This window comes from Gloeobacter kilaueensis JS1 (assembly GCF_000484535.1).
Lineage (GTDB): Bacteria > Cyanobacteriota > Cyanobacteriia > Gloeobacterales > Gloeobacteraceae > Gloeobacter > Gloeobacter kilaueensis.
The window spans coordinates 2,639,285-2,661,651 of sequence record NC_022600.1 but is presented as its reverse complement, the minus strand read 5'-3'; the positions used below and the strand labels follow the sequence as shown (position 1 = coordinate 2,661,651).

Genomic DNA, 22,367 nt, shown 5'->3' with positions numbered 1-22,367 from the left:
TCGGCAACCTATTGTAACAGTTGGCCTTTATCGCCAGCAGGTTGTGCAGATAGCGGCGCTCTCGTGTAATAATGAGCGATTGTGTTGAAAATTTTCTGGAGTGCGCTCGATGTCGCGCAAGTGCATGTTGACGGGCAAAAAAGCGAATAACGCCTACAGCGTCTCCTTCTCCCATCGTCGCAACAAGCGGCTGCAGATGGCCAATTTGCAGTGGAAGCGGATCTGGGACAGCGAGCAGGGATGTTTTGTGCGCCTCAAGCTTTCGACCAAGGCGATCAAGACCCTCGAACACAAGGGGCTGCAGGCGTTCGCCAAAGAAGCGGGCCTGGATCTTAGCAAGTACGTTGCCCAGTAGAACTGATCGGTGCGAACTTGCTGATCTAGCTACCATCAGCGAGACTGGGGGGAGCGCATCCCTGAAGCCTGGCGTATGTTGCGACTGATCACCCAGCTCGTCGAAGCGGAAACCGAACTCAAGCGGATCGCCGCCCGGACGCACTCCGAACAGGTTGTCCACAAGGAGGCAACTGTCCGCGAGATCCTCCAGAACGTGCGCAGCCACGGTGATGAAGCGCTGCTGCGCTATACCCGCGAATTTGATCATATCGATCTCACGGCTGCTGAGCTGGTGGTGAGCCCAAGTGAACTCGACGCCGCCTACCAGCGCGTCTCGACAGGTTTGCTCAAGGCACTGCGGCTGGCCAAGCAGCGCATCGAACAGTTTCACCGCGAGCGCATCCCCAAATCCTGGGTGCAGTTTCAAGACAAGGGCATCGTCCTCGGTCGCCGCTACACCCCGGTCGATGCGGCGGGACTTTATATTCCCGGTGGTCAGGCAAGCTACCCCAGTTCGGTGCTGATGAGTGCGATCCCGGCGATGGTGGCAGGCGTGCCGCGCATCGTGCTGGTGAGTCCTCCCAACGCCGAAGGCAAGATCAACCCGGCGGTGCTGGTGGCCGCTCAAGAAGCCGGTGTCCAAGAAATCTACCGCGTCGGCGGTGCCCAGGCGATTGCCGCCCTCACCTACGGCACGCGCACGATTGCGCCGGTAAGCGTGATTGCCGGTCCCGGCAATATCTACGTCACCCTCGCCAAAAAGCTCGTCTACGGCGAGGTCGGTATCGACGCTCTGGCCGGTCCTTCCGAGGTCTTGATCATCGCCGACAGCACCGCCAACCCGGTCTTTCTGGCGGCGGACCTGCTCGCTCAGGCCGAGCACGACTCATTCGCCTCAGCGATCTTGATCACCCCGGATCAGCGCGTCGCCGAGCGCACCCTCGAAGCGGTGAGGCACCAACTGGAGAACCATCCGCGCCGCACCCTCACCGAAAAATCCCTCGCCCACTATGGTCTTGTCGTCGTCACCGCCGATCTCGCTGAAGCGGCAGCGCTTTCTAATCTCTTTGCCCCCGAGCACCTCGAACTCGAAGTCGAGGAGCCCTGGGATCTGCTCGAAAAGATTCGCCATGCCGGAGCGATCTTTTTAGGCCACGCCACTCCCGAGGCGGTGGGCGACTACCTGGCTGGTCCCAGCCATATCCTGCCCACCTCCGGCACCGCCCGCTTCGCTTCAGCTGTGAGCGTTGAGACTTTTCTTAAAAGTTCCAGCCTGGTCCAGTACACGCCCCAGGCGCTGGCCGAGGTGGGCGACGCCATCGACCAGCTCACCGCCGCCGAGGGGCTGCCCTCCCACGGCGATTCGGTGCGCCTGCGGCTGCAGCGCTACGAAAATCCCCACATTCCCCAGCAGCAACAGCAGCAGCAGGAGGAATGAGCGATGCAGCCATTTTTGCGGCCTGAACTGGCTGGGTTTGAAGCTTATCACGCGCCGGTCTGGCCCGAGGCGGACCGGCTCGACGCCAACGAAAACCCCCACGACCTGCCGGAGTGGCTCAAGAACAAACTGGCCTACCAGTTCGAGCAGGTTCAGGCCGCCAACCGCTATCCCCAGGCCAACCCGGAAGCTCTCAAGGCCGCCATCGGCGAGTACTGCGGGGTCGTCCCGGATCTCGTCAGTCTTGGCAACGGCTCCGACGAACTGATCCGCTCAATTCTGATTGCTACCTGCCTGGGGAGCCGGGGCCGGGTGCTCACGGCTGAGCCGACCTTTTCGATGTACAGCATCATCGCCCGCACCCTCGGCATCCCCTACCATCCCCTGCCGCGCACCGCCGATTTTGCCGTCGATCTAGACGGGCTGGAAGCAGCAATTGCGCACTTCGACGGCATCCAGGTTCTTTTTCTTGCCAACCCCAACAGTCCCACCGCCAACCTCCTGCAGCCCGGTGCCATCGAGCGCCTGCGCCAGTTGCCTGTGCTCGTGGTCCTCGACGAAGCCTACTACGAGTTCAGCCAGTACACCAGCGTACCCCTGCTGAGCGAATGGCCCAACTTGATCGTCCTGCGCACCTTCTCCAAAGCCTTTCGCCTCGCCAGTTTCCGGGTCGGCTACGCCCTCGCTGCCCCCGAGTACGTGAGCGCCCTGGAGAAAGTGCGCCTGCCCTACAACCTGCCAGGACATTCGCAGCTGGCTGCCCTCACCGCCCTCGAACACCGCGACTTGCTTTTATCGGTAATCCCCGAAATTCTCTGTGAGCGGCAGCGGTTGGAGCGCTTTTTATCAGACTTTGAGCAATTGCGACTCTATCCGAGCGACGCCAATTTCCTGTTTGTCCGGCTTCTGGGTACCGATGCCCGGACTCTGCACCGGCAACTGGCCGAGCGCGGCTCGCTGGTGCGAGCCGTCGGCGGCGGTCTGCGGATTACGATCGGTACGCCCAGCGAGAACGACCGACTCATCGCCAATCTGGCGGCGCTGCTGTCGGGCCGCAACGGCAGGCATTGGCCCTGATCTCTCAAAGTCGGAGGCAGACTGCAAAACCGGAGGGGAGGCAAAGCGCCTCGCCCCCCAGAGAGGAGCTACGGCTGGTTGAAGAGGGTGCTCTGCAGCAGGCTCAAGACCGGCACGCCGATGCCCGTGGCCAGATCGTAACCGGACCCGGCACTGTAGGCTCCGTTGTTGCCGCTGGTGATGTCGCGGAAGTTGCTCGTGCCCAGAAGCGGATAGAGCCGGGGGCCGAGCAGGCCAAGGGAAGGCTTACCGGCAGCGGCGCGCGCCTGGTTGAATAGAGCTGTAAAACCGGCCCAGAGGGGAGAAGAGGCGCTGGTACCGCCGAAGGAGTAGGTTCTGCCGTTATAGACGACGTAGACGCCGGTATTCGGATCGGCATCGAGGGCGACATCCGGTACGAGGCGAGTCGTCCCGGCGGGCACCCCGGCACCGACCTGCCAGCTCGGTCGGCTGAAATAGGAGCTGATGCCACCGCCGCTCGCGCCGTACTGGTTGTTCCAGACCCCTTCGCTGGTGACCGCTCCGGAGCTGCTGTCGAGGGTGAGGGTGGTGCCGCCCACGGCGGTAACGCTCGGATCGGAGGCATAGTACGACACGCCGAGGCCGGAGTTGCAGAGGTTCTTTGAGCCGTCGTCGCCGCTTGAGACGAAGATACTGACTCCGGAAGCAGCGATCGTCGAGAGGAGCTGGCTATCGGTCTGCAACTGGCTACTGGAGTTGCTGGCCTCGCAGCTGCCGAGGCTAATCGTGAGCTGGTGCAGCGTCGGCTGGGAAGGCAACTCAGCGATCAGCTTCTGGAGCGCCTTGTCGAGGTTGCTGAAGCTGAGAGTACCAGAAAGATAGAGCCGGATTTTGGCTGCCGGGGCGACGCCGCTCGTCATCTCGGTGTCGAGGGTCTCCTCGCCGCTCGGCTTGTCCTTGCGGCGGGGGTTGGCTCCCTGGACGGCGGTGATGTTGGTGAGCGAGCCGGGAATGCCGCTGTTGGTCCAGAAGGTGGTCAGATCGCTGTTTTGGGGAGCGACATCGATCAAGATGGCGATCGTCTGGCCGGAGCCGTTCAGGCCCAGGCCAGTGCCGCTGTAGGCGGTGAGGATGTCGTTGACCGAGTAGGCGGGTACGAAGGGCTTGGTCGGGCTTTGGGGCTGCAACCTGGTGTGCAGGGGCACGGCTTTTTGATAAGGCTGCAGGCCATTGATTCCCAGGATGGAGGCCGAAAATTCTGCCGGTAACAGAGGAGCGGTGCGGGCAGCGACAAATTCTTCACTATCTACGACTACCCGCTTGAAATCGACTCCAAGGGCGGCGCGTACCTGGGCGACGGTGCCGCTCACTTCGATGGTCAGGCGGTTGGGGTAGGTCCGCTCGACTTTCAGCCCCTGAGCGGTGAGCCACTCGACAACCGCCCGCTGGTCTTTGAGGAGCGGAAAATGGTTGGCTTCCAGTTCCTCTGGAGTCACCCTCTGCCCCAGGGCGATCCGGGAGCGCAACTGTGACAGATCGCGCATCTTCAGCGCGACTTGAAATTCGACCGTCGATCGGCTGTCCGCGTCACCAAGGACGCGCACACTGGCACTAAAAGGACGAACACTACCGCTGAGGGCAATCTGGCTGCCGGCTGCCAGGACAGGCTGGGAAACACCGATGGCCGCCAGGGTGCAGGCGGGCAAAAGCTTCGCAGATAACTTCATCGTGGGTATACCTTATGCAAGTGGTAGAAAACAAGGCAAAAAACACACCCACACGCAGGACAATAACCGCCAGGCCGATCGAAGATTACCAGATGCCAAACCGGCCCTTTGCTCAAGCAGGAATACCATACCGCAAAGCCGGACCGATACCCACAGTCTCACCCCTGGCACACGAAATCTTCATAAACCAGTTCCTGCCGCCGCTAAACCCACCGACCGGGACCAGCGGCTACGATAGTGCTCTGTATCGCTGCGTACAGTTTTTGCGGCAGGAAAGAGAATGGTTCCGGTACAGCTCGATGGGGTGCAGCTAACGATCGCAGACGTGGTGCGGGTCGCCCGTGGCCGCGAGCCGGTCGAAATCGATGAGCGGGCGTTCCAGAGGGTGATGCGCTCCCGGGCCTACGTCGAGCAACTGGTCCGCTCTGGTCAAACCGTTTATGGGGTGACCACCGGCTTTGGTTACTTCAAAAACCGGGCGATTGGCCAGGAGGCGACCGAACAGCTGCAGTACAACCTGCTACTCAGCCACGCAGCCGGGGTCGGGGTGCCCTTGGAGCGCGAGGTGGTGCGGGCGATGCTACTGCTGCGGGCCAACGCCCTCGCCTGCGGCTATTCGGGGGTGCGGCCCGAGACGCTGCAGCTACTGGTAGCGATGCTCAACCGGGGCGTGCATCCGGTCATCCCCTCTCAAGGATCGGTGGGAGCAAGCGGCGATCTGGCACCGCTCGCTCACCTGGCCCTGGTGCTGGTGGGCGAAGGGGAGGCGGAGGTCGAAGGGGAGATCCTGCCGGGCCGGGTGGCCCTGGAGCGACGGGGACTTGCGCCGATTCGGCTGAAAGCCAAAGAGGGACTGGCTCTCATCAACGGCACCCAGGTGATGAGTGCCATCGCTGCCCTCTGCCTGGAGCGGTCTACCCATCTGCTGCGCATTGCCGATATTGCCTGTGCGATGACTCTCGAAGCGACCCTGGGATCGCGCCAGCCCTACCTGCCCCACTTCCAGCGCCTCCGCCCCCATCCCGGCCAGCTTGCCAGTGCCCGCAACCTGCTCAAGCTCACCGAGGACAGCCGACTTATCGCCTCCCACGCCGGTTGTGACCGCATCCAGGACGCCTACTCCCTGCGCTGTGCGCCCCAGGTCCACGGGGCGAGCCGCGACGCGGTAGCCTATGCCGGGGAGGTGGTCACGATCGAACTCAACTCGGCCACCGACAATCCACTGATTTTTGCAGACGAACAGCAGGTACTCACCGGCGGTCACTTCCACGGCCAGCCGGTTGCCCTTGCGATGGATTTTCTGGCGATTGCGCTGTCTGAATTGGCGAATATTTCCGAGCGGCGCACCGAGCGGCTGGTCAACAGCACCTACTCCAACGGTCTGCCGATGTTTCTGGCCGAGGCGGGCGGGCTGCATTCGGGCTACATGGTTGCCCAGTACACGGCGGCGGCCCTCGTCTCCGAAAACAAAGTCCTCGCCCATCCCGCCAGTGTCGATTCGATTCCGACTTCCGCCGGTCAAGAAGATCACGTGAGTATGGGCACGATCGCCGCCCGCAAGGCCGTGACTGTCTGCGACAACTGTGAGCGGGTGCTGGCAATCGAACTGCTGTGCGCCGCCCAGGGGCTCGATTTTCGCCGGGATCTGCCCCCCGGTACCGGCAGCCGCGCCGCCCATGCTGCCCTGCGGAAGGTCGTTCCTCGCCTGGAGGTGGATCGCCTCGTGAGCGCCGACATCGAGCGGGTGCGGCAACTGGTTGCGACAGGCGAGTTGCTGTCAGCGGTCGAGCAGGTCTGCGGCCCGCTGGAGTAGCTAGATGCTGCTCGTCATCACCATCGGTCCGGTCTGGATGGCAGAACCGGCCACCTCGCGGGTAACCACGAGGGGGGCGGAGAGCAGTTGGGCGGTGAGGGGCAGCTTTGCGTAGACGGACCCCTCGGGGCCAGGCATAAATTCACCGCAGGCGACCTTGCGGCCCTCGACCACTGCCCAGAGCTTGTAGACTTCGCCCCTGGCAGGCGGGGGCAGGTTGCGCAGGGTGACGACCACCTCCGGGGTGCCGGGGGTGATCAAGATGTTGCCTGTGGCATCTCGGGCGGTGGACATGCCCTTGAGGGCCACCAGGCGGGTGTCGTTTTCTCTGAGCATCGAAACGAGATCGCGGTAGCGCTCTACCTGCTGGTTGCTGGCGGCCAGTTGCCCGCGCAACTGCCAGCTATCGAAGCCCAGGATAGCGATCAGGGCTGCAGCAATAGCGAGCGGTGCCCAACTGAGAAGGCGCGGACGTTTTTGCTGAACGGTGGCGGAGCGGACGATCCGATCGCGCAGGGAGGCGGGGGGAGCAGAACCTTCGAGACCGTAGGGCAGCAGGTTCAAAGTCTGCTGGAGGCGGGCAAGTTCGGCCTGGGCCTCCGGATGTTCGCCCAGCCACTGCTCGAAGTCGCGGCGCTCCGCCTCGCCTAGATCGTCCAGAAGATAGCCCGCCATCTGTGCCTGCCGCTCGTCCGGTAGCTGATTCATCGCGCTACCCCAGCAGATCAAAAAGGAGATTGCGCAGTTTGAGCAGGCCCTGCCGACTGCGGGATTTGACGGTGCCGATCGGTGTATCCAGCCGTTGGGCGATCTCCGACTGGCTCAATCCCTCGTAGTAGGCGAGTTCGAGCGCCTGCCGCTGCGCTTCGGGGAGGGTCTTGAGGGCCGTCTGAACCCGCTCGGAGCGTTCGTCTGCGGCGAGGCGTTCAAAGGGCGATCCGGCTGCTATCCCCACGTCGCCCTCGCGCATCCAGCGCTGCAAAAACCGTCCCCGCGCCCCCCGCGAGCGCAATCGATCGATCGCCCGCGAGCGGGTGAGGGTGAGCAAAAAGTTACTCAGGCTGCCCCGCGCCGGGTCGTAGGTCTGCTTTTGCCACAGTTGCAAGAAAACTTCCTGGCTCAGATCTTCGGCCTCTTCGCTGCTACCTAGCAGGCGCAGGGCCAGCCGGTAGACGACCCCGCCGTGGCGATCATAAAGAAGTGACAGGGCGCTGGCGTTGCCCTGTTTGAGAGCGCGGTACGCCTCGATATCGTTCAGCGCGTCCATCGCGCTTCGATCCTGCTCACCAGCAGACAGCCAGACGGGGCTTTGTTGGGCATGTCCAACAGGATAGAGGACTTGCGGCCCGGATGTGAGGGCAAAACTGGCGTCCATCGGCGGGCAATCGGCGGGTTCGCTGCATCCGGTATACGAAGCATGGCCGCCCTCGGATCGATTTTCGTTCGGATCGTGTCCTGGTGCGCCATCTGCCATCCGCCGGGCGGCCACATCCGTATGCCAGATAGTTTCACCCTACACAAGATGCCTACTCCGCCGCCGTTTCCCGCTTTTGAGTTGTTGGGTCCAGCGACCCTGCGCCGGTCGCTGCTCGCCGGTGAATCTGTCTACCGCCAGGGCGATCCTTCCCTGTCCGTCTACGCCGTCGAGCAGGGACGGATTCGCGTGGTTGGCCATACCCGCGTCGGTCAGACGGTGCTGCTGTATCGAGCGACGGCGGGGCAATTGTTTTCGGAGGGCGCACTGTTCTCGTCCTCCCACGGCTGCGAGGCGATCGCCGATCTGCCCTCGCGGCTGCTGGTCTATCCCAAAGCCCAGCTATGGGAGGCGATGCGCCTGCGCCCGGAGCTGACCCAGGCGTTTATGGCTCTGCTCAGTTACCGGATCAACGCCCTCAAAGAGCGGGTCCAGATGCAAAATATCGCTCCGGCCCGCGAGCGGGTGATCGAGTACCTGAGCGGAGCGGTGCCGCCCGGCGAGCGCACCGCCCACTTCGACCGGCCCTTCAAAGAGATTGCCGACGAGTTGAGCCTCACCCAGGAGACGCTCTACCGGATTTTGGGCCAGCTGGAGCGCGAAGGGGTGATAAGCCGCACCCGGCGCTCGATCACCCTGCGCCGCAGCGCCTGAGCAACTCGTGCGACAATGGGCGACGCACGTTTTGAGTCGGCCTTATGAGTGGATTGCTCACAGCAAAAGTTGCCCTTATCACCGGAGCCGGGCGTGGGATCGGACGGGCCTGCGCCCTGGCCCTTGCCGCCGAAGGAGCGGCAGTCGCCGTCAACTACAGCCGCTCCGCCGAGGCGGCCCAGCAGGTCGTCGAGGCGATTAAATCTACCGGCGGTGAAGCGGTTGCCCTGCAGGCAGATGTGGGCAAAGCCGCCGAAGTCGATGGGCTTTTTGCGGCCCTGGCTGCCCGGTACGGGCGGCTCGACGTGCTCGTCAACAACGCCGGGATCACCCGCGACGGCCTGATGCTGCGCATGTCCCTCGACGACTGGCAGCAGGTGGTCGATCTCAACCTCACCGGCGTGTTTCTCTGCATCAAAGCTGCCTCGAAGGTGATGCTCAAGCAGCGCTCCGGTCGGGTGATCAACATCTCTTCGACCTCCGGTGTGGCCGGCAACGCCGGGCAGGCCAACTACAGCGCCGCCAAGGCCGGTGTGCTGGGCCTCACCCGCGCCGCCGCCCGCGAACTCGGCTCGCGGGGCATCACCGTCAACGCCGTCGCCCCCGGCTTTATCGCCACCGACATGACCAGCGCCCTCGATCTGGAGCCTGTGATCGCCCAGGTGCCCCTCCGGCGAGTCGGGCAGGCCGAGGAGGTGGCCGGGTTGGTGCGCTTTCTGGCCGCCGATCCAGCCGCCGCCTACATCACCGGCCAGGTGATCCAGATCGACGGGGGGCTTGTGATCGCCTGAGGCACTTCAATGCTTTTTGCTGAAGACCGTCGTGATCACACCGGTGTCCTTGCCGCAGTGGGGGCAGGTGGTCTTGGTCTTGCGCTTGCGCAACTCCTCAGAAAATCCGGCAGCAAGAATACCGGCGGGCAGGGCGAAGATGCCGATGCCCATCAGGGCAATCAGGCCACCCAGCAGTTTGCCTACCGGTGTGACCGGGTACATGTCGCCGTAGCCGACGCTGGTGAGGGTGATGATTGCCCACCACATCGCGTCGAGGATGCTGCCGAAGTTGTTGGGCTGGGCGTTGTGCTCGACCAAGTAGACCAGGCTCGAAGCGACCAGAAGCAATACGCAGACGATCGAGAGCATCACGAATAGCTCGTCGCGCTTGGCGCGCAGCACCCGGCCAAAGGTGCGCAGGGGCTCGGAGTAGCGCAGCATCTGCAGGGTGCGCAATAGCGGTGAGAGGCGCAGGACTTTGCCGATGTCGGTGGCGGGCGGAAAGAACAGCGCCGCCACCACCGCCGGTCCCACCGCAAACAGATCGACCAGGCCAAAGAAGCTCACCGTGTAGCGCAACCGGCCCCAGAGCGGGTGCTTGTACAGCGGGTTGCAGGTGCTCGTCCAGACTCTGAGCAGATAATCGACCACGAAGGCCGTCTGGACGATCGCCCGCAGGATGCTCAGATAAATCTGGTAGCGGCTGGTAATCGCATCGACTGTACCGAGAACGACATCGGCGATGATCAGTACATCGCAGACGACGATAAAGCGGTCATAGGCACGACTTTGCCAGTCATCGGCCTGGGCTGGCTCAAGAATCTCATAGACGCGCCTCTGAAGAGCGGTCCTGCCTTTACCTGCCTGCAGCGGTGCGACTTCAAGAGCCATCGGAGCCTGGGGATGGAGACAAACTACTCAGATTCAACCATACCTTAGGGAGAAAAGCAGCTTCCTATGCAACTGTTTAAGCGCAGCGGCTCACCAGATATCCTCGCCGGCCCAGAGTTCTTCGAGCCGATCCGCCTCAGCGGCAATCACCGAGATTGCCGCCGCCAACTCCTCGATGTCGAGGGTGACCAGCAGGGCCGTGTCGAAGACGGCAATAAATTCACTCTCGCCGCGCTGGTCAATCCCCCAGGCTCCGATGAGCATCTGGGCGTTGGTCTTAAGAAGGCTATAGGCGAGGAGCGAGGAGAGCGCCTGGTCTTTGGGAATCTCGACCGCCGCCGAGTAGTACTCGATCATCTCGCTGGCGACGCCCTGGACTGCGAGGGTGCCAATTGGACGGATGTAGACTTTTTGCCGACGATCGTTTGGCAGGACGACGCTCACCTCGACCATTTTTTCGTTCGCCTGCACCGTCCAGCCGGAGTAGACAGCCAACCGCTCGGCAATCTCCGCAAACTGCATCGGCGGATCAAGGCTGCGGCTGGGCTGCCGGTTGGGTATTCAGGCTCTGCTGGATCGTTTGGGCGATGCCTGTCGGGGTGAGGCCAAGCATCTCCAGAAGCTGGGAACGGCTAGCGTGGGTAACGAACCTGTCGTCGATGCCGATGCGCAGGGTCGGTACGGCGAGCCCGGCGTCCATGAGCGCTTCGAGTACCGCTGAGCCGAAGCCACCGGTGCGGCAGCCTTCCTCGACGGTTACCACCCGTGCGATGCGGCGGGCAAGGGGCAGAATCAACTCGGTGTCGAGGGGCTTGGCGAAGCGGGCGTTGACGACGGTGGCAGCGATGCCGTGCTCGCTTAAAAGGGCGGCGGCCTGCAGTGAAGGATGGACCATCGAACCGATCGCGACGATGAGCAGATCGTCGCCGGTGCGCAGCACCTCGGCTTTGCCCACCGGTACAGCCTCCCAGCCTTCGGCCATCAGCGGCGCACCGACGCCTGCCCCCCTCGGATAGCGCACGGCGATGGGACCCTTGGTGTACTGCACACCGGTCACCAGCATCCGCTGCAACTCGGCTTCGTCCTTGGGAGCCATCACCACCATGCCGGGGATCTGGCGCAGGTAGGCTAAATCGAAGACGCCGTGGTGGGTGGGGCCGTCCTCGCCCACCACGCCGGCCCGGTCGAGGCAGAAGAAGACCGGCAGATCTTGAATGGCGACATCGTGGACGATCTGGTCGAAGGCCCGCTGCAAGAAGGTCGAATAGATGGCCGCTACCGGTCGCATCCCCTCGGCAGCCAGGCCCGCTGCCATCGTGACGGCGTGCTGCTCGGCGATGCCGACATCGAAGTAGCGATCGGCAAAGCGCTCCTTGAATTTATCGAGGCCAGTGCCGGTGGGCATCGCCGCTGTGATCCCGACGATCTTCTCGTTTTGTTCGGCCAGTTTGAGCAGGGTGCTGGCAAATACCGAAGTGTAGGCGGGTGGGGTCGGCTTGCTGGATGGCTTGGCCTTGCCGGTGGTCAGATCAAAGGCGTTCTGGGCGTGGTAGGTGACCTGGTTGCGCTCGGCGACCTCGTAGCCCTTGCCCTTGACGGTGATCACATGGACAAAGACCGGTCCAGTCAGATTGTGGGCAAATTCGAACGTCTCGATGAGATCGCTCAGGTTGTGGCCGTCGATCGGCCCCAGGTAGGTAAATCCCAGTTCCTCAAAGATCACGCCCGCCTTGGAGCGGGTCATGGTCATGTACTTGAGCGAATCTTTGAAGCGCTCGAATTCGGGGCTGAAAGTCGAGCCAAGCAGCGGAAAGTTGAATAACTGCGATTCGAGGTTGCTGCGCAGCTGGCGCAGGGCCGGATCGGTGCGCAGGCGGTTGAGGTAGAGCGACAGGCCACCGACGTTTTCTGAGATCGACATCTCGTTGTCGTTGAGGATGACCATCAGGTTCGTCTTTGCCAGGTGGCCGGCGTGGTTGAGCGCTTCGAGGGCCATGCCGCCGGTGAGCGCCCCATCGCCGATCACCGCCACCACCTTGCGGTTCAGTCCTTGAAAGTCGCGGGCGAGAGCCATGCCGAGGGCAGCGGAGATGCTGGTGGAGGCGTGGCCTGCCCCCCAGCAGTCGAAGGGGTTCTCGGCGCGCTTGAGATAACCGGCGATGCCGTCTTTTTGGCGCAGGGTATGAAAGTTGGCGTAGCGGCCTGTGAGCATCTTGTGGGGATAAGCCTGGTGGCCGACATCCCAGACAACCCGGTCGCGGTCGAGATCGAGGGTTTTATACAGGCCGAGAGTCAACTCGACCACCCCCAGGCCGGGACCGAGATGACCACCCGTCGCCGCCACCGTCTCAAGGTGTTTTTGGCGGATCTGCTGGGCAAGGCGGGCCAGTTGGGGGACGCTCAGCTCGCGCAACTGGTTCGGGTGGCACAGATCGCTCAAGTTCATGCCCTACTCCGGTCTTATCTCTCCCACTTAATATAACGAAAAGTGTGCGCCTGGATAGAAGCAGCCGCCTACCGCCTGAGGGCCGCCCCCAGTTGGGCCGGGGCAAAGACGCCGGTCTCGGTGACGATGCCGCTAATTAAGGCGGCGGGGGTAACGTCGAAGGCCGGGTTATAAAAATCGGTGCCCTCCGGGGCAAGGACCACCCCGTCGATCGTGCGCACCTCCTCGGGGCTGCGCTCCTCGATAGCGATCCCCGAACCATCGGCCAGATCGAGGTCGATCGTAGACCAGGGAGCGACGACGAAGAAGGGCACACCGTGGTAGTGGGCCAGGATCGCCACGCCGCGCGTGCCGATCTTGTTGGCGACATCGCCGTTGGCGGCGATCCGGTCCGCACCGACCACCACCGCATCGATCTGACCTTTGCCCAGCAGGTGGGCGGCTACGGTGTCGGCGATGACCGTGACTGGAATACCCTCCTGCACCAGTTCCCAGGCCGTCAGCCGTGCTCCTTGCAGGCGCGGGCGGGTCTCATCGGCCCAGACGCGCTCAAGTCTGTGGGCGCGATGGGCCGAGCGCACCACCCCGAGGGCAGTGCCGTAACCGGCGGTCGCGAGCGCCCCGGCGTTGCAGTGGGTGAGCAGGCGCAAGCGGTGCGGGGTGGCAGGCAAAGCAGCGAGGCCGTGATCGCCGATTGCCCGGCAGGTGGCGATGTCCGCTTCGAGGATCGCAATCGCCTCGCCCTCGAGGTGGGCAACGCTCGAATCGAGGTGGGCGGCAGCGAGCATCCGGTCGATTGCCCAGAAGAGGTTGACGGCGGTGGGCCGGGTCGATCTGAGCAGACTGGCAACTTTCTGGAGGTGGGGCAGCGGCTGGGCCGGATCGGCCTCGCGCCGTCCCAGGACCATCCCGAAGGCGGCGGCCACCCCGATCGCCGGGGCACCGCGCACGATCATCGTGCGGATGGCAGTGGCCATCTGCTCGCTCGTCTCGATCGCGACGGTGCGCAAAGAGCCAGGCAACGCCGTCTGGTCGATGAGCAGACAGGACTGGCCATCCCAGAGCACAGGCCGAATCTCAGAGCGGGTGCGAGCAGAAGTCATAGAGAGCAGATCCATCAGCGCAGTGCCTTCTATTTTGCACCGCTAGTGCCCCGGATCGCGCCCGGATTGGACTCAACAACTCGCCGATCTCTGGGCTGGCCAAGACGCGATCGCAGGAGGCGATCGCACATCGAGGGACCGCTCGCCCGGCAAATCTCATCTAAAAATACGATTGATCAAGCTTTATGATCCGGCAGCCAGTTTTCATTTAGATGAACTGATGTAATATGTTTCAAGTTAACTCGATCTCAGATGAGTGGAGCGAAGATGGCAGCATTTCAAGGCAAGGAACTGTTAAAGCTGATCAAAGAGAACCAGAGCAAAAGTGCCAAGCAACTCGCTGAACTTGCCGGTTACACAACCGTCACCAAGTCGGGGCAAAAGCGGGTAAAAATGCTGGCCTTTCAAAGTGCAATCTTGCAAGCCAACAATATCTCTCTCACGCCGCAGCAAGAGGAAGGCGAAGGTGTGCGTGGTGGCCGTAAAGCCAGCTATCGTATCAAAGTCCAACAAAACGGCAACCTGCTCATCGGTACCGCTTATACGCGCCAGATGGGCCTGGAGCCAGGAACCGAATTTGAAATTCAGATCGGTCGCAAGCACATCAAACTCGTCCAACTCGATGGCTCCTCCACCCCCGAAAATACTGAAACCTGATACCCCTCCTGCCTTTTGCTCCTCACCGTCTAAATCAGCAGTCCTATCCATCCAGCAGGCCGGATCTATCGACTAAAACTGTTCACAGAACACTTTTTAATTGCAAGACTCGCGAAACAGCAATTGCCGGGCGGCACCGTCGTCGCAAAATTGCCGGCTGCCGCAACCGAGCAGCTCGATGCGGATCTGACGCTCGGGGGGCTGCCAGTTGCCCTGCCGCTCAGTGAGTTCGACGGCTGTCTGCTGAACGCGGCAGGTGGTGGTGGCCCATTGCCCCTCGCGGTAGGCGAAGCTGTTGCCATCGTCCTCATAAAGTGTCCAGCTGCCCTCGCCCGGCCAGACCCGCCAGATCAGTGCATCGGTTGGTTCCCCAGTGTGCTGGCGCACCGGGTTCATGGGCAAAGCCGCTCCGGCGGGTACATAAAGGGGCAGGCGATCGAGGGGGGCGTGGGCCAGGATGTGGGCGGGTCCCTCGAAGCGCTCGCCCGTCCACCAGTCGTGCCAGAGGCCCGCAGGCAGGTAGACGGCCCGGCAATCGCTGCCGGGGCGCAGAATCGGAGCGGCCATGAGCAGCGGCCCGAGCAGCACCTGATCGTGCAGTTGATAGGTGCGCTCATCGTCGGGGTACTGGTAGACCAGAGGCCGCAAGATGGGTTCCCCGTGCGTCATTGCCCGCCAGAAGAGGGTGTAGAGGTAGGGCAGAAGCTGATACCTGAGCTCGATATACTTCCGGCAGATCGCCTCGACCCGCTCGCCAAAGACCCAGGGCTCGTGCCGGGCGGTGTGCAGAGCCGAGTGGCCGCGCATCAGCGGATAGAGCGTCCCCACCTGCATCCAGCGGGCAAACAGCTCCGCTGTCGCGTTGCGGGCAAAGCCGCCGATATCGGCACCGACAAAAGCGACCCCCGAGAGGCCCATGTTGCACAGCATCGGCAGCGACAGCTCCAGATGTTCCCACTGCGACTGGTTGTCGCCCATCCACACCGCCCCATAGCGCTGGATGCCGGCAAAGCCGGAGCGAGTAAGGACAAAGGAGCGCTCGGTGGGCCGCAGGCGATCCAGCCCTTCCCGGCAGGCGCGCACCATCTGCTGGCCATAGAGGTTGTGGCCCTCCGCCCAGGTGGCCTGCTCGGCGGGATCGCCTGCGGCGGCGTCGCTCGGGAAGCTTATTTTCGTGCCGCCGTCGCCGAAGGGCCGATCGTCGATGGTCGGTTCGTTCATATCGTTCCAGATCCCGGCGACACCCATCTCGGTCAATCTGGCGTGCCAGTCGCCCCACCAGCGGCGCACGGCGCTGTTGAGAAAATCGGGAAACACAGCCTTGTCGGGCCAGACGTAGCCGTGGAAGAGCTGCCCCGAAGCGGTGCGCACGAAGTAATTTTTTGCCAGGCCCTGATCGAAGACGGCGTAATTTGCCTCCGGCTCGTACTTGACTCCTGGATCGACGATCGCCACGGTCCGAAAGCCCTGGGAACCCAGATCGCTGATTAGTTTTTTCGGATCGCTGAAGCGGCTCGGGCTCCAGGTAAAAACCCGGTAGCCGCGCATGTAATCGATGTCGAGGTGAATCACATCGCAGGGGATGCGCCGCGATCGAAAGGTGCGGGCCAGTTCGTAGACTTCGTCTTCACTGTCGTAGCTCCAGCGGCACTGGTGGTAGCCCAGGGCCCAGATTGGCGGCAACGGTGCTCGGCCCGTCAGCTCTGTGTAGCGAAAGAGGATCCGCTCGGGCGTGGGGCCATAGATAAGGTAGTAGTCGAGTTCAGGGGCGCAAGTCTGCATCTGCCAGCAACCAGATTTTTCGGCCCCCAGGTCAAAGTGGCTAAAAAACGTACTGTTGAGAAACACGCCGTAGGCGAGCCCTGGCCTGAGGGCGATAAAAAAAGGAATCGCCTGGTACATGTTGTCGGTGAGCGAGCCGTAGTCGAGGGCGTCGGTTGCCCAGTTGGTGAGCCGCTCGGAGCGCTTGTCCAACAGTCCCGTGCGCTCGCCGAAACCATAAAAATGCTCGTCCGCCTCGATGCGCTTCCAGGCGGCTATCTGTCCGGTGCGCCAGCCGAGGCCCGCAGCCGAATCGCAAGCAAAGGCTCGGCCCGCCGGATCAAAACAGCCGAGGCGGCAAGTGGCGCGCTCGACGACGATGCGCAGTTGCTCTGTCGTCAGCTCGAACCCTTCGCTCCTTTCAGCAAATCCAAAATCAACCGCCGGCCACTCGCTGTCGTGGCGACTCACAGCCCAGGAGCGGCGCGGCAAAAAAGTCCCGCCCGGCGCAAAGCGCACGCGCACGAGGTCGTGGGCCAGAACCGTCAGATCCAGAGTGGGCCCGCCGCACTCGAAGCGCACGCCCCGCAAGTGTCTTGTCCAGGAAGTGATCGCCTGGGGAGTGGACCAGGGCAGGTCACTGGTGGGCAACTGGCCAAAGTACTGGGGCATAGAGTCAGCAAAGATTCTGCCTCTCAGGCTTATAACGGCACGCTTGCCGCAGGCTACCGCCTGAGGAGAGATCTCGGCTTAGAGCGCTTCGAGGCGCATCAGTTTTTGACCGTACTCGACCGGCTCACCGTTTTCGACGAGAATCTCGACGACCCGACCGGCCACTTCGCTGTCGATCGTATTCATCAGCTTCATCGCCTCGATGATGCAGACGGTCTGGCCGATCTGAACGGCAGTGCCAGGCTCGACAAAGTTAGGGGTATCTGGAGAAGGAGCCCGATAGAAGGTGCCGACCATTGGAGCGACGATCTCGATCGTGGGCTTTGCCGGTTCGCTCACTGCAGGCGGCGCGACTGATTTTTCGGCAGGTGCTGCGGGGGGTACCGCATTGGCGACCTCTGGCAGGGGGAGCGCTGCGGGCGACTGGACAACCACCTTGCCGCCCTCTTTGCGGATCGAGAGGCGAAAACCTTCCGCCTCGATCGTCAGTTCGGTAACGTCCGTCTGGTTAAGGATGGCAATCAGTTCGCGGATTTCTGAAAGATCGATGTTCACTGGCGTCAGTTCTCGCGCCCAAGGTAAGAATCGTCGCGCGTATCGATTTTGATCTTCTCGCCAACGGTGATAAACAGTGGCACCATCACGACCGCGCCGGTTTCGACCTTGGCAGGTTTGGTGCCGCCCTGGGCAGTATCGCCCTTGACGCCCGGATCGGTTTCGGTGACGGTGAGCACGACCGTGTTCGGCAGATCGACGCCAATTACCCGGTCGCGCCACTTGAGAATCGAGACGCTCATGTTTTCTTTGAGATATTTGGCTCCGTCGCCGATCGTCTCACGGCTGAGCGCCTCCTGCTCGTAAGATTCCATGTCCATGAAGACGAACTCGTTGTCGCCCTGGGGGTAGACAAACTGCATCTCGCGCTTTTCGACCACCGCCTGGGGTACTGTCTCGCCTGCGCGGAAGGTGCGCTCGTTGACGTTGCCGTTGATCACGTTTTTGAGCTTGGTGCGCACAAAGGCCGACCCCTTGCCCGGCTTGACGTGCAAAAATTCGACCACCCGCCAGACCTGCCCATCGAGTTCGATAGTGGTGCCGGTACGAAAATCGTTGCTTGAGATCATGAAGCCTGTCGGGAAAAGGGCCGTCACCCATTAAACTTGAGCGCTCCAGCCGCCGTCAACTGGCCTGCCGCCTCCTGCCAGTTTGCGTCGGGTGCGCTACCTGCGGCCCCAAAGTTAAGTTGAATGATCTCCTGTGGAACCTTGAGCAAGTGCTCACTTTGACTGTGTTCCATTTGAGAACTAATCTGAAGAGGTGGCCTGGTAGGCGAGTGGGAGGCAGCGGGAATGGAACAATTCGACTACGACGTGGTGATTGTCGGCGGTGGTCCGGCAGGTTGTACCTGTGCGCTCTATACCGCCCGCGCCGAGCTTAAGACCGTCATCCTCGACAAAAATGCCCAGGCCGGGGCCCTCGCCATTACCCACAAGATCGCCAACTATCCCGGCATTCTGGGCGAGATGAGCGGTGAGAGATTGCTCGATCTGATGCGCGAACAGGCGGTGGAGTTTGGCACGACCTACCAGCGCTCCCAGGTCTACGGCATCGACATCAGCGAACCAATCAAAAAAGTCTATACTCCCGATGGTGTATACAATGGCCGTGCCCTGGTGCTCGCCACCGGAGCGATGGGCCGGATCGCTTCGATTCCGGGGGAGGCTGAATTTTTGGGCCGGGGCGTAAGCTACTGCGCCACCTGCGATGGAGCCTTCTACCGCAACCGCGAGGTGGCCGTCGTCGGCCTCAACCCCGAAGCGATCGAGGAGGCGCAGGTGCTGACCAAGTTCGCCTCCGCCGTCCACTGGATCACCCCCAAGGACCCGCACACGCTGGACGGCCATGCTGAGGAGCTGTTGGGTCATCCGAGTGTAAAGCTCTGGAACAAGACCAAACTGATGAAAATCAAAGGTGAGGAGGCGGGTGTCACCGGCATCGAGGTCTGCCATCCAGGCGAGAAGGAACTCAAGGAATTGCCGGTCGAGGGCGTCTTCGTCTACATGCAGGGTTCTAAGCCCATCACCGATTTTATCGGCGGCCAGGTTCAGTTCAAGCCCGACGGCGGTGTGCAGGTAGACGAGATGATGCAGACTTCCGTTCCGGGAGTCTGGGCAATCGGTGATATTCGCAACACGCCTTTCAAGCAGGCGGTGGTGGCGGCGGGCGACGGCTGCATAGCAGCGATGGCGATCGATCGCTATCTTAAAAGCCGCAAGTCGATCAAGCCCGACTGGGATCACACCTGAGGGTCGGCAGCAACTATCCCACCTGTCGCCAACGCCCAATAGCCCCCAACAACCGGTCGATCATCTCGTCGGTATGAATGGCGCTGAGCGAGAAGCGGATGCGGCTGGTGCTGACCGTCGGTGGCCGGATAGCCGGGGCAAAGATGCCGTCCTCCAGGAGCTTTGCAGCGAAGCGGCGGGTTGCCTCGATGTCGCCCACCTGCACGCAGAGGATCGCCGAATCGCTGGGCAGTTGCTCGATTCCCAGCCCGTCCAGTTCAGAGCGCAGGTGGCGGATATTCTCCCAGAGCTGCTCCCGGCGATCAGCGTCGTTTCTGGCAATGGCGACAGCGGCGGTAGCCGCCGCCGCATCCGCCGGTGAGAGCCCCGTCGTATAGATCCAGCTTCGGGCCCGGTTGCGCAGGTAATCGACCAGTTCGGCGCTGCCGCAGATATAGCCGCCCAGGCTGCCGAGGGCCTTAGAGAGCGTTCCCATCTGCACCAGCGGCCCCGGCAGCCCAAAGTGTTCTACCGCCCCTGCTCCCCTCGGGCCGATAACCCCGGTGGCGTGGGCCTCGTCCACCAGCAACATGCAGCGATAGTCTTCCGCCAGCCGGGCGATCCCCGCCAGGTCCACCAGGTCGCCGTCCATGCTGAAGACCGTGTCGGTGCAGATAAGACAGCGCCGGTGCCGGTGCCGCTCGGCGACCAGCAGCGCTTCGAGGGCGGCCAGATCGGCGTGGGCATAAAATAACTGCCTGGCTCCGCTCAATTCTGCCCCGCTGCGCAGCGAGGCGTGGTTGCGCTCGTCGGCCACGATGAGATCCCGGCGGCCCACCAGCGCCGGGATCGCTCCCAGATTGGCCAGGTAGCCCGAAGAAAATACGAGGCAATCCTCGCAGCCTTTCCAGTCCGCCAGCGCCCGCTCCAGTTCGCGGTGGATGGGCCGCTCCCCACTTAAAAGGCGCGAACCGGTAGCCCCGGTGCCGTAGTGCTGCGTTGCCCTGCAGGCCGCCTCAATAAGCCGCCCATCGCCTGCCAGACCCAGGTAGTCGTTGCTCGCAAACTGCAGCACCGGCCTGCCCCCGATCTGGGTATACGCCCCGGCGCGGCCCGTGCCCGGCAGGGTAGAACGGTACCAGCCGGCGCGGTGCAGACTCGCCAGATCCGATCGAATCCAGGCGTAAGGATCGCCATTCATCCCCTTACGATAAGCGCGGCAGCGGGAAGCTTGCTGATACCCTGAGAAGAAAACCCGAGAACAGTCGATGGATTACAAGTCAGCCGGGGTGAATATCGAGGCGGGCCACGAGTTTGTGAGCCGCATCCGGAGTGCCGTCGAGCGCACCCGCCGCCCCGAACAACTGGGATCGGTGGGTGGCTTCGGCGGCCTGTTTGCCCTGCCCGCAGGCTACAGTGAGCCGGTGCTGGTGGCCGGTACCGACGGCGTCGGCACCAAGCTCAAGCTCGCCTTTGCCCTCGATCGCCACGACACTATCGGCATCGACTGCGTGGCGATGTGCGCCAACGATGTCCTGGCCCAGGGGGCGGAGCCGCTGTTTTTTTTGGATTATCTGGCGACCGGCAGCCTCGCCCCTGCCCAACTTGCCCAGGTGGTCGAAGGAATTGCCGCCGGCTGTCTGGAGGCGGGCTGCACCCTGCTGGGGGGCGAGACGGCGGAGATGCCCGGCTTTTACGAGCGGGGCGAATACGACGTGGCGGGCTTTTGCGTCGGGATCGTCGAGCGCGACCGGCTCATCGACGGGAGCCGGGTCCGGCCAGACGATGTGCTTTTGGGACTGGCCAGCAGCGGCGTTCACAGCAACGGCTTCAGCCTGGTGCGCCGGATCGTCGAGGTGACGGGCCACGACTGGCAGGAGATACCGCCCGGCTTTGACACTCCGCTGGGTGAGACGCTGCTCACCCCCACCCGCATCTACGTCAAACCGGTGCTGGCTGCCCTCAAAGCGGGTCTGGATATTCGCGGCATCGCCCACATCACCGGTGGCGGCCTCATCGAAAATGTGCCGCGTGCCCTGGGGGGGCTGGCGGCCCGATTGGTGCGCGGTTCGTGGCCGGTGCCGCCCATCTTCCACTGGCTTGCCACCCACGGCGAGGTTCTCCAGCAGGACATGGAGACGACTTTTAACCTGGGCCTGGGTCTGGTGCTCGCCTGTGGGGCAGACGAAGCTGAGCGGATCGCCGATTTTTTGGGCGAGCGGGGCGAGAAGGTCTACCGGGTGGGCACCGTCATCGACGCACCGGCACCGGCGGTCTACTTTATCTGAAGTACGGCCTGCACCTGCCCCAGAGTCGGCATCGCCCCAGCCGCCCCCGGACGCTCGACGCAGAGTGAGGCGGCAACATTGGCAAAGCCCAGCGCCTGCTCCAGCGCTTCGCCCGCTGCCAGCCTGGCAGCCAGAGCACCGACAAAGCAATCGCCCGCCCCGGTCGCATCGATGGCCTGGACACGCCGGCCCGGCACGACCAGCAGATCCGTACCCCTGCAGGCCACCGCCCCATGGGCTCCCAGGGTGACGACGACGGTCTCGATCGCCCGTTGCAACAGTTGGGCGGCGGCAGCGACGCTCTGGGGACTATCGGGTTGAACGGTCCTACCGCTCAAGATCGCGAGTTCCGTCTCGTTGACGATCAATATATCGATGAGCAGCAACAGTTCAGCGGGTAGCAGCTGAGCCGGGGCGGCGTTGAGCAGGGTGCGGGCTCCCACGGAGCGGCCCCGCCCAAAAAAGTGGGTGACGGTTGCAATCGGAATTTCCAGCTGGCTTATCAGCACGTCGTCGGGGTGGATTTCGACCTCGACATCGGCAGCGCTGAGCTGCCCGTTGGCACCAGGGACGACGACGATCGTATTCTCGCCCGTCGGGACGACGACGATGAGCGCCGTGCCGCTCGCCCCTTTGCTCGGATAAATCTGATCGAACGCCAGCCCCTCGCCCACCAGAAAATTGCGCAGATCCCGGCCAAATAGATCGTCGCCTATCCGGCCTACCAGCTGCGCTGCTGCTCCCAGGCGGTGGGCAGCAATCGCCTGGTTGGCTCCCTTGCCGCCGGCAAAAAACTGGACTCTCTGGCCGCTTATCGTCTCGCCGGGCAGCGGATGACGATGGGCCGAGAGGACGATATCCATGTTGATGCTACCGGCGACAACCACCCGTGGGCCTGCTGTGCTCATCTCGATCACCGGCGGTGAACCTACCCTCAGCAGGTTACCTCCTCCGGTGGTCCTGGGTGCTTAATCTTCTTTGCTATTTCTGCTATATAGAGGACGTTTGCAA

21 protein-coding genes are annotated in these 22,367 nt (G+C 62.7%); 9 read left to right on the top strand and 12 right to left on the bottom strand.

Annotation, left to right across the window (positions count from 1 at the left end):
* Positions 1–109: 109 nt before the first annotated feature.
* From rpmB to GKIL_RS12275, 3 genes are all read left to right on the top strand, one after another.
* Positions 110–355, top strand: coding sequence for a 50S ribosomal protein L28 (gene rpmB, locus GKIL_RS12285; protein WP_023173947.1), 246 nt, complete (start codon positions 110–112; stop codon positions 353–355).
* Positions 356–430: 75 nt separating this feature from the next.
* A complete protein-coding gene (gene hisD / locus GKIL_RS12280; RefSeq protein ID WP_023173946.1) occupies positions 431–1,774 on the top strand; it encodes a histidinol dehydrogenase in 1,344 nt (447 codons plus the stop codon).
* Between the two features lie 3 nt (positions 1,775–1,777).
* Entirely contained in the window at positions 1,778–2,851 is a 1,074-nt protein-coding gene (locus tag GKIL_RS12275) for a histidinol-phosphate transaminase (RefSeq protein WP_023173945.1), read from the top strand.
* A gap of 68 nt (positions 2,852–2,919) precedes the next feature.
* On the opposite strand, the gene GKIL_RS12270 is transcribed toward GKIL_RS12275, so the two are convergent.
* Positions 2,920–4,539 carry a S53 family peptidase gene (locus GKIL_RS12270; RefSeq protein WP_023173944.1) on the bottom strand — a complete coding sequence of 540 codons (1,620 nt, stop codon included), beginning with the start codon at positions 4,537–4,539 and terminating at the stop codon, positions 2,920–2,922.
* A gap of 280 nt (positions 4,540–4,819) precedes the next feature.
* Here GKIL_RS12270 and hutH point away from each other — a divergent pair, with 280 nt between their 5' ends.
* A complete protein-coding gene (gene hutH / locus GKIL_RS12265) occupies positions 4,820–6,352 on the top strand; it encodes a histidine ammonia-lyase (RefSeq protein WP_023173943.1) in 1,533 nt (510 codons plus the stop codon).
* Here hutH and GKIL_RS12260 read toward each other — a convergent pair whose 3' ends face one another.
* Positions 6,353–7,060, bottom strand: coding sequence for an anti-sigma factor (locus GKIL_RS12260; protein WP_023173942.1), 708 nt, complete (start codon positions 7,058–7,060; stop codon positions 6,353–6,355).
* A gap of 4 nt (positions 7,061–7,064) precedes the next feature.
* Positions 7,065–7,841, bottom strand: a complete 777-nt coding sequence (locus GKIL_RS12255; RefSeq protein WP_245595844.1) for a sigma-70 family RNA polymerase sigma factor — start codon at positions 7,839–7,841, stop codon at positions 7,065–7,067.
* A gap of 33 nt (positions 7,842–7,874) precedes the next feature.
* On the opposite strand from GKIL_RS12255, the gene GKIL_RS24795 reads away from it, so the two are divergent.
* Together GKIL_RS24795 and fabG are read left to right on the top strand one after the other, a co-directional pair.
* Entirely contained in the window at positions 7,875–8,480 is a 606-nt protein-coding gene (locus GKIL_RS24795) for a Crp/Fnr family transcriptional regulator (RefSeq protein WP_023173940.1), read from the top strand.
* 44 nt (positions 8,481–8,524) lie between these two features.
* Positions 8,525–9,271, top strand: coding sequence for a 3-oxoacyl-[acyl-carrier-protein] reductase (fabG, locus tag GKIL_RS12245; protein WP_023173939.1), 747 nt, complete (start codon positions 8,525–8,527; stop codon positions 9,269–9,271).
* 6 nt (positions 9,272–9,277) lie between these two features.
* Here fabG and GKIL_RS12240 read toward each other — a convergent pair whose 3' ends face one another.
* The 4 genes from GKIL_RS12240 to mtnA form a co-directional block, all read right to left on the bottom strand.
* On the bottom strand, positions 9,278–10,144 hold the full coding sequence (locus GKIL_RS12240) for an ion transporter (RefSeq protein ID WP_023173938.1): 867 nt from the start codon (positions 10,142–10,144) through the stop codon (positions 9,278–9,280).
* A 90-nt stretch (positions 10,145–10,234) separates the two neighbouring features.
* Positions 10,235–10,666 (bottom strand): hypothetical protein, encoded by a 432-nt coding sequence (locus GKIL_RS12235; RefSeq protein WP_023173936.1) that lies wholly within the window; start codon positions 10,664–10,666, stop codon positions 10,235–10,237.
* Positions 10,667–10,673: 7 nt separating this feature from the next.
* Positions 10,674–12,590: a 1-deoxy-D-xylulose-5-phosphate synthase gene (gene dxs, locus GKIL_RS12230; protein ID WP_023173935.1), complete on the bottom strand. Its 1,917-nt coding sequence runs from the start codon at positions 12,588–12,590 to the stop codon at positions 10,674–10,676.
* Positions 12,591–12,658: 68 nt separating this feature from the next.
* Positions 12,659–13,693: an S-methyl-5-thioribose-1-phosphate isomerase gene (gene mtnA, locus GKIL_RS12225; RefSeq protein WP_041244721.1), complete on the bottom strand. Its 1,035-nt coding sequence runs from the start codon at positions 13,691–13,693 to the stop codon at positions 12,659–12,661.
* Positions 13,694–13,960: 267 nt separating this feature from the next.
* Between mtnA and GKIL_RS12220 the strand changes: the two genes are divergently transcribed.
* Positions 13,961–14,350: an AbrB family transcriptional regulator gene (locus GKIL_RS12220; protein WP_023173931.1), complete on the top strand. Its 390-nt coding sequence runs from the start codon at positions 13,961–13,963 to the stop codon at positions 14,348–14,350.
* Positions 14,351–14,446: 96 nt separating this feature from the next.
* Here GKIL_RS12220 and GKIL_RS12215 read toward each other — a convergent pair whose 3' ends face one another.
* The 3 genes from GKIL_RS12215 to efp form a co-directional block, all read right to left on the bottom strand.
* Positions 14,447–16,783 carry a glycoside hydrolase family 31 protein gene (locus GKIL_RS12215; RefSeq protein WP_023173930.1) on the bottom strand — a complete coding sequence of 779 codons (2,337 nt, stop codon included), beginning with the start codon at positions 16,781–16,783 and terminating at the stop codon, positions 14,447–14,449.
* Positions 16,784–16,861: 78 nt separating this feature from the next.
* Positions 16,862–17,338, bottom strand: coding sequence for an acetyl-CoA carboxylase biotin carboxyl carrier protein (accB, locus tag GKIL_RS12210; protein WP_023173929.1), 477 nt, complete (start codon positions 17,336–17,338; stop codon positions 16,862–16,864).
* A gap of 5 nt (positions 17,339–17,343) precedes the next feature.
* Positions 17,344–17,907 (bottom strand): elongation factor P, encoded by a 564-nt coding sequence (efp, locus tag GKIL_RS12205; protein ID WP_023173928.1) that lies wholly within the window; start codon positions 17,905–17,907, stop codon positions 17,344–17,346.
* Between the two features lie 225 nt (positions 17,908–18,132).
* Between efp and GKIL_RS12200 the strand changes: the two genes are divergently transcribed.
* A complete protein-coding gene (locus GKIL_RS12200) occupies positions 18,133–19,089 on the top strand; it encodes an NAD(P)/FAD-dependent oxidoreductase (protein WP_023173927.1) in 957 nt (318 codons plus the stop codon).
* Positions 19,090–19,102: 13 nt separating this feature from the next.
* On the opposite strand, the gene bioF is transcribed toward GKIL_RS12200, so the two are convergent.
* Positions 19,103–20,269 carry an 8-amino-7-oxononanoate synthase gene (gene bioF / locus GKIL_RS12195; RefSeq protein WP_023173926.1) on the bottom strand — a complete coding sequence of 389 codons (1,167 nt, stop codon included), beginning with the start codon at positions 20,267–20,269 and terminating at the stop codon, positions 19,103–19,105.
* A 67-nt stretch (positions 20,270–20,336) separates the two neighbouring features.
* Here bioF and purM point away from each other — a divergent pair, with 67 nt between their 5' ends.
* Positions 20,337–21,356, top strand: coding sequence for a phosphoribosylformylglycinamidine cyclo-ligase (purM, locus tag GKIL_RS12190; protein ID WP_023173925.1), 1,020 nt, complete (start codon positions 20,337–20,339; stop codon positions 21,354–21,356).
* Here purM and GKIL_RS12185 read toward each other — a convergent pair.
* Positions 21,344–22,264 carry a ribokinase gene (locus GKIL_RS12185; protein ID WP_023173924.1) on the bottom strand — a complete coding sequence of 307 codons (921 nt, stop codon included), beginning with the start codon at positions 22,262–22,264 and terminating at the stop codon, positions 21,344–21,346. The two genes, purM and GKIL_RS12185, sit on opposite strands and share 13 nt — an antisense overlap.
* Positions 22,265–22,367: the final 103 nt, after the last annotated feature.

Coding starts and splice junctions, on each gene's coding strand:
- rpmB (WP_023173947.1), top strand. CDS start 110: ATGTCGCGCAAGTGCATGTTGACGGGCAAAAAAGCGAATAACGCCTAC.
- hisD (WP_023173946.1), top strand. CDS start 431: ATGTTGCGACTGATCACCCAGCTCGTCGAAGCGGAAACCGAACTCAAG.
- GKIL_RS12275 (WP_023173945.1), top strand. CDS start 1,778: ATGCAGCCATTTTTGCGGCCTGAACTGGCTGGGTTTGAAGCTTATCAC.
- GKIL_RS12270 (WP_023173944.1), bottom strand. CDS start 4,539: ATGAAGTTATCTGCGAAGCTTTTGCCCGCCTGCACCCTGGCGGCCATC.
- hutH (WP_023173943.1), top strand. CDS start 4,820: ATGGTTCCGGTACAGCTCGATGGGGTGCAGCTAACGATCGCAGACGTG.
- GKIL_RS12260 (WP_023173942.1), bottom strand. CDS start 7,060: ATGAATCAGCTACCGGACGAGCGGCAGGCACAGATGGCGGGCTATCTT.
- GKIL_RS24795 (WP_023173940.1), top strand. CDS start 7,875: ATGCCTACTCCGCCGCCGTTTCCCGCTTTTGAGTTGTTGGGTCCAGCG.
- fabG (WP_023173939.1), top strand. CDS start 8,525: ATGAGTGGATTGCTCACAGCAAAAGTTGCCCTTATCACCGGAGCCGGG.
- GKIL_RS12240 (WP_023173938.1), bottom strand. CDS start 10,144: ATGGCTCTTGAAGTCGCACCGCTGCAGGCAGGTAAAGGCAGGACCGCT.
- GKIL_RS12235 (WP_023173936.1), bottom strand. CDS start 10,666: ATGCAGTTTGCGGAGATTGCCGAGCGGTTGGCTGTCTACTCCGGCTGG.
- dxs (WP_023173935.1), bottom strand. CDS start 12,590: ATGAACTTGAGCGATCTGTGCCACCCGAACCAGTTGCGCGAGCTGAGC.
- mtnA (WP_041244721.1), bottom strand. CDS start 13,693: ATGACTTCTGCTCGCACCCGCTCTGAGATTCGGCCTGTGCTCTGGGAT.
- GKIL_RS12220 (WP_023173931.1), top strand. CDS start 13,961: ATGGCAGCATTTCAAGGCAAGGAACTGTTAAAGCTGATCAAAGAGAAC.
- GKIL_RS12215 (WP_023173930.1), bottom strand. CDS start 16,783: ATGCCCCAGTACTTTGGCCAGTTGCCCACCAGTGACCTGCCCTGGTCC.
- efp (WP_023173928.1), bottom strand. CDS start 17,907: ATGATCTCAAGCAACGATTTTCGTACCGGCACCACTATCGAACTCGAT.
- GKIL_RS12200 (WP_023173927.1), top strand. CDS start 18,133: ATGGAACAATTCGACTACGACGTGGTGATTGTCGGCGGTGGTCCGGCA.
- bioF (WP_023173926.1), bottom strand. CDS start 20,269: ATGAATGGCGATCCTTACGCCTGGATTCGATCGGATCTGGCGAGTCTG.
- purM (WP_023173925.1), top strand. CDS start 20,337: ATGGATTACAAGTCAGCCGGGGTGAATATCGAGGCGGGCCACGAGTTT.
- GKIL_RS12185 (WP_023173924.1), bottom strand. CDS start 22,264: ATGAGCACAGCAGGCCCACGGGTGGTTGTCGCCGGTAGCATCAACATG.